Source organism: Variovorax sp. P4_D9 (genome assembly GCF_056401695.1).
Genome location: NZ_JBFUIU010000684.1, coordinates 1 through 4699, shown reverse-complemented (window position 1 = coordinate 4699; position 4699 = coordinate 1). Strand labels below are relative to the sequence as shown.

Sequence of the window (4699 nt, the reverse complement as noted above, 5' to 3'; positions counted from 1 at the left end):
GCCCTCGATGGCGAACTTGCGGCCCTTGGTGATCTCTTCGTCGGCCCGGCGGCGGGCGTTCTGGACGTCGGCCTGGGCACGCAGGAACTGGTCGGCCAGGTCGGTGTTCTTGGCCTGCAGCGCGGCGATTTCGGCCTGGGCCGCGGCCAGCGCGTCGGCCTCGTTCGCGGCCTGGGCGGCTTCGCGTTCTTCCGGGCTGGGCTCGCCTTGCAGGGCGTCGGGATTGAAGGGGGTGTTTTGCGGGTCTGACATGCTCAAAATGCCGGCTGCCACGCCGGAAATCAATGAAAAACGAACAATAGGGAGCCATTTGGGGCTACCCCGACGGTTTTCAAGACAAAAAATGCGCCCGGAGGCGCATTTCTGGGGAGGGCGGGAAGCGCCGGAAGGCTCAGTGCGCGTCCAGCAGCTCGACGTCGAACTTCAGGGTGGCGTTCGGCGGGATCACGCCGCCGGCGCCGCGGGCGCCGTAGCCGAGGGCGGCCGGAATGATCAGGGTGCGCTTGCCGCCGATCTTCATGCCGGCGACGCCTTCGTCCCWGCCCTTGATGACTTGGCCGGCGCYGAGCGAGAAGGCGAAGGGGTCGTTGCGGTCGCGGCTGGAGTCGAACTTGGCGCCCTGGACGCCGTCGTTGTAGAGCCAGCCGGTGTAGTGCACGTGCACGTGGTGGCCGGCCTTGGCTTCAGCGCCGTCGCCGACCGTGGTGTCTTCGTATTGCAGGCCGGAGGGAGTGGTGGGCATAGTGCGCTCCTTGGGGAATTGGGAAAGAGGTGGAAAACCGGGCAGTTTAACGACCCGGCAAAGCGGCGGGCGCAGGAGGAGGCGCCAACTTCTTGACCTGTGTCTGCTGCCACTTGCCGGCGAAAGCCTGCAGGTCGGACAGCCGCTTCAGCAGGTCCTGGCCGCTCAGCGTCAGGCTGTAGCCCTCGCTGCCATGGTTCACGAGCCCGGCTTCGCGGAGCTCCTTGATGCGGGTGTTCAGGGTGTTCGGCGTGATGCTGCCGACGCTGTCCTGCAGCAGGCGGAAGGTCTGGGCATGACCGTCCCGAAGAGCCCAGAGGACGCGCAGCGCGTAGCGGGCTTCCAGCAGCGCCAGCAATTGGCTGACCGCTGCGTTTTCCTTGCTGCTCATCGACTTCATCTCCTCGGGCTGCCGCAGTTTTCTTATAGACGGTGGGAGACCACCCGGAATCGGCCGGCGACTATAGCCCAGAAGGACGGTTGCTACAAGTTTTATAGCTATCGCGGCAAGCGGGCTGCGGCCCGTGGGATTGTGGCTTCAGGAGGCGGGGTAGTTGGCCATCGCTTGGCCGAGTCGCACCGGGCGTGCCGGCGCCCAGTCCGGCGCGAAATCCAGCGGCGGGGCCGGAAATAGCATCACCACCGTGGAGCCGAGCAGGAAACGGCCCATTTCCTCGCCCTGGCGCAGCAGCAACTGCCGATCTTCGTAGCGCCACTCGCGGATCTCGCCGCCGCGCGGCGGATTCACCACGCCATGCCAGACGGTGGCCATGCTGCCGACGATGGTCGCGCCGACCAGCACCAGCACCAAGGGGCCGCGACCCGTCTCGAAGACGCAGACCACGCGCTCGTTGCGCGCGAACAGTCCGGGCACGCCGCGCGCCGTGGTCGGGTTGACCGAGAACAGGTCGCCCGGCACGTAGATCATGCGCAGCAGCCGGCCGTCGCAGGGCATGTGGATGCGGTGGTAGTCCTTCGGGCTCAGGTATAGCGTGGCGAAGCTGCCGTGCTGGATCCGGGCGGCCAGCGCGGCGTCGCCGCCGACCAGCGCGGTGGTCGAATAGCGGTGGCCCTTGGCCTGGAAGATCTGGTCGCCCTCGATGGCGCCGAACTGGCTGATCGCGCCGTCCACCGGCGAGACCAGGTCGGCGCGGGCCAGCGGGCGGGCGCCGGGTTTCAGTGCCCGGGTGAAGAAGGCGTTGAAGCTGGGATAGCTCGCGATGTCGCTGTCGAGCGCCTCGCCCATGTCGACGCCGTACTTGGCGACAAAGCGGCGGATGATCCAGGTCGTGACCGACCCGCGCTCCTTGCCCGCCACCCAGCCGGCAAAAGAGGTCAGTGCCTGCTTGGGGATGAGGTATTGCGACAGGACGGGGAGGCGATCGGACAAGAGAAGTTCCCAGGACAGCGGAAGGTGATTCTATCGACCGCCTCCTCTCTCATTCGTAGGATCAGGCCAGCGCCGGGCCGCCCCGAGGCGGCCTGCGGCCCCCTCGGGGGTCAGCGACCCACACGAAGTGGGGGAGCGTGGGGGCCAGCTACTCGGCCTTGATGTTGGCGGCCTTGATGACCTGCGCCCATTTTTCGACTTCGGCCTTCTGGAAAGCCGCGATCTGCGCGGTCGTCAGGTCGGCCGGTTCCATGCCGAAGCCCTTCATCTTCTCCTGCATCTCGGGCTGGGCCAGGATCTTGCGGACCTCGGCGTGCAGGCGGTCGACGATCGGCGCCGGCGTGCCGGCCGGCACGAAGATCGCTTGCCACGACACCACCTCGAAATCGGCCAGCCCCGGAATGCCCGACTCGGCCACCGTCGGCACGTCGGGCATCGAGGCCAGGCGCTTGGCAGAGGTCACGGCCAGGGCGCGCAGCTTGCCGCTCTGGATGTGCGGGCCGGCGACCACCGTGGTGTCGAACATCATGTCGACCTGGCCGCCGATGACGTCCTGGATCGCCGGGCCGCTGCCCTTGTACGGGATGTGCGTGAACTTGACGCCCGACTTGTAGGCCAGCAGTTCGAGCGCCAGGTGCTGCGAGGTGCCGGTGCCGGCCGAGGCCGAGGACAGGCCGCCGGGCTTCGACCGGCTCGCATCCAGCAGATCCTTGAGGGTCTTGTAAGGGCTGGCCTGGTTGACCACCAGCACTACCGGGTTGGTGCCGATCAGCGTTACCGGCGCAAAGGATTTCAGCGGGTCGTAGCCGATCTTGGGATAGAGGCTGACGTTGATCGCGTGCGAACTGATGGTGCCGCCCAGCAGCGTGAAGCCGTCGGGCGCGGCGCGGGAGGCGATTTCCGAACCCACGCTGCCACCGGCGCCCCCCTTGTTGTCGACCACCACGCTGGTGCCGAGCGCAGGCCCCAGTTTCTGGCTGATCAGGCGCGCCAGCACGTCGGTGGTGCCGCCGGCAGGGAAGGGGACCAGGTAGTTGATCGGCTTGGCCGTCGGCCACTGGCTCTGGGCCAAGGCCGGCAGCGCCGGCAGACTGCCGGCCAGCGAGGCGAGCACGGTGTGGAACAGGGTGCGGCGTTGCATGTGTGTCTCCTTAGTCGGTTGAGGACAGATAAAAACTGCTGCGCAGTTTCTTGGTCTGTCCCGCAAGCTCTTAGTAGGTCCCGCAAAAACTCAGGGTTTGATGTTGAGCTTGGTGATCAGGCTCTTGTAATAGGCGTTGTCCCGAGCCAGGGTTTCCTTGAAGACCGCGCCATCGGTGTAGACGTAGCCCAGGTTCTGCTTGTCCATGGCTTCGCGCATCATGGGTTCGGCGGCCGTCTTGGCGGTGATCTCGCGCAGCCTGGCCATGACTTCGGGCGGCGTGTTCTTCGGCGCGCCGAGGCCGCGCCAGGTGCCGATCGACAGGTCGATGCCGCGCTCCTTGGCGGTCGGGACCTTCTCGAAACCCTTCACGCGCTGGTCGGACATCACGATCAGCATCTTGAGCTTGCCCGACTGCACGTGCGTCGTGACCTCGGCCGGACTCACCGCCACCGCCTCGATGTGCCCGCCGAGCAAGGCCAGCACCGCGGGCGCGGCGCCCTGGAACGGGATGTGTCCGAACTTGGCGCCAGTCTTGTCTTCGAGCGCGGCCGCGGCCAGATGCCAGATCGAGCCGTTGCCGGAATTGCCGATACGCACGCTTTCCGGCGAATTCTTCGCCGCGGCMAGGAATTCCTCGACCGTGTTCCAGGGCGCGTCGGCCTTGACCGTGATCGCCGCCGGGTCGGCGTTGAGCTGCGCGATCGGCTGGAAATCGTCGTAGTTGAACTTGGCCAGGCCCAGGTGCGGCAGCGTCAGGAGCTCCACCGTGAGCACCGCAAGCTTGTAGCCGTCGGGCTTGGCGTTGATCACCTCGGTCCAGCCGATGGCACCGCCGGCGCCCGGCCGGTTAACGATCACCATCGATTGCGCCATGTGCTTGCGGCTGGCATCGGCGAAGGTGCRCGCCAAGCCGTCGGTGCCGCCGCCGGGCTGGTAGGGCACCAGCAGTTCGATGGTGCGGTTCGGGAAGTCGCTCTGCGCTGCAGCCGGTGCGGCCAGGCCGAGCGACAGGGCGGTCACAGCCGAGAGTGCGGCCAGGCCGCCGAGGATTCCAGTTTTCAAGACGCTTGTCTCCGTTGTTGTTGATCTGTGCGCTGGGATGAGGTGGTGCCGGGCTCAGGGCATGTACTGGCCGCCGTTCACTTCGAGGATCTGGCCGGTCACGTAGCCGGAGAGCTGCGCCGATGCCAGGTAGAGGAAGGCGCCAACGCAGTCGTCCGGCTCGCCGATGCGGGCCATCGGGATCGCGGCCTTGAACGATTCGAGCAACTGCGGCGTCGAGAAGCGGTCATGGAAGGGCGTCTGGATCACGCCCGGCGACACCGCATTGACGCGGATTCGGTCGGCCGCGAGTTCCTTCGCCAGTCCGCGCGTGGCGGTGCTCACGAAGCCCTTGGAGCCGGCGTAGAGGTAGGCGCCCGGG

The 4699-nt window shown here is 66.8% G+C and carries 7 protein-coding genes; all 7 read right to left on the bottom strand.

Annotated elements, in window-relative coordinates; genetic code table 11:
* A partial coding sequence (gene grpE, locus AC1DY5_RS42590; protein WP_478120453.1) for a nucleotide exchange factor GrpE occupies positions 1-252 on the bottom strand: 252 nt, incomplete at its 3' end.
* A gap of 139 nt (positions 253-391) precedes the next feature.
* Positions 392-742 carry an FKBP-type peptidyl-prolyl cis-trans isomerase gene (locus AC1DY5_RS42585; protein WP_478120452.1) on the bottom strand — a complete coding sequence of 117 codons (351 nt, stop codon included), beginning with the start codon at positions 740-742 and terminating at the stop codon, positions 392-394.
* A 46-nt stretch (positions 743-788) separates the two neighbouring features.
* Entirely contained in the window at positions 789-1133 is a 345-nt protein-coding gene (locus AC1DY5_RS42580; protein ID WP_478120451.1) for a winged helix-turn-helix transcriptional regulator, read from the bottom strand.
* Between the two features lie 147 nt (positions 1134-1280).
* Positions 1281-2132, bottom strand: a complete 852-nt coding sequence (gene asd / locus AC1DY5_RS42575) for an archaetidylserine decarboxylase (RefSeq protein ID WP_478120450.1) — start codon at positions 2130-2132, stop codon at positions 1281-1283.
* 148 nt (positions 2133-2280) lie between these two features.
* Entirely contained in the window at positions 2281-3273 is a 993-nt protein-coding gene (locus tag AC1DY5_RS42570) for a Bug family tripartite tricarboxylate transporter substrate binding protein (RefSeq protein ID WP_478120449.1), read from the bottom strand.
* A 90-nt stretch (positions 3274-3363) separates the two neighbouring features.
* A complete protein-coding gene (locus AC1DY5_RS42565; protein WP_478120448.1) occupies positions 3364-4338 on the bottom strand; it encodes a Bug family tripartite tricarboxylate transporter substrate binding protein in 975 nt (324 codons plus the stop codon).
* A 54-nt stretch (positions 4339-4392) separates the two neighbouring features.
* Positions 4393-4699 (bottom strand): SDR family NAD(P)-dependent oxidoreductase (locus AC1DY5_RS42560; protein ID WP_478120447.1); only part of this gene is annotated, 307 nt, incomplete at its 5' end.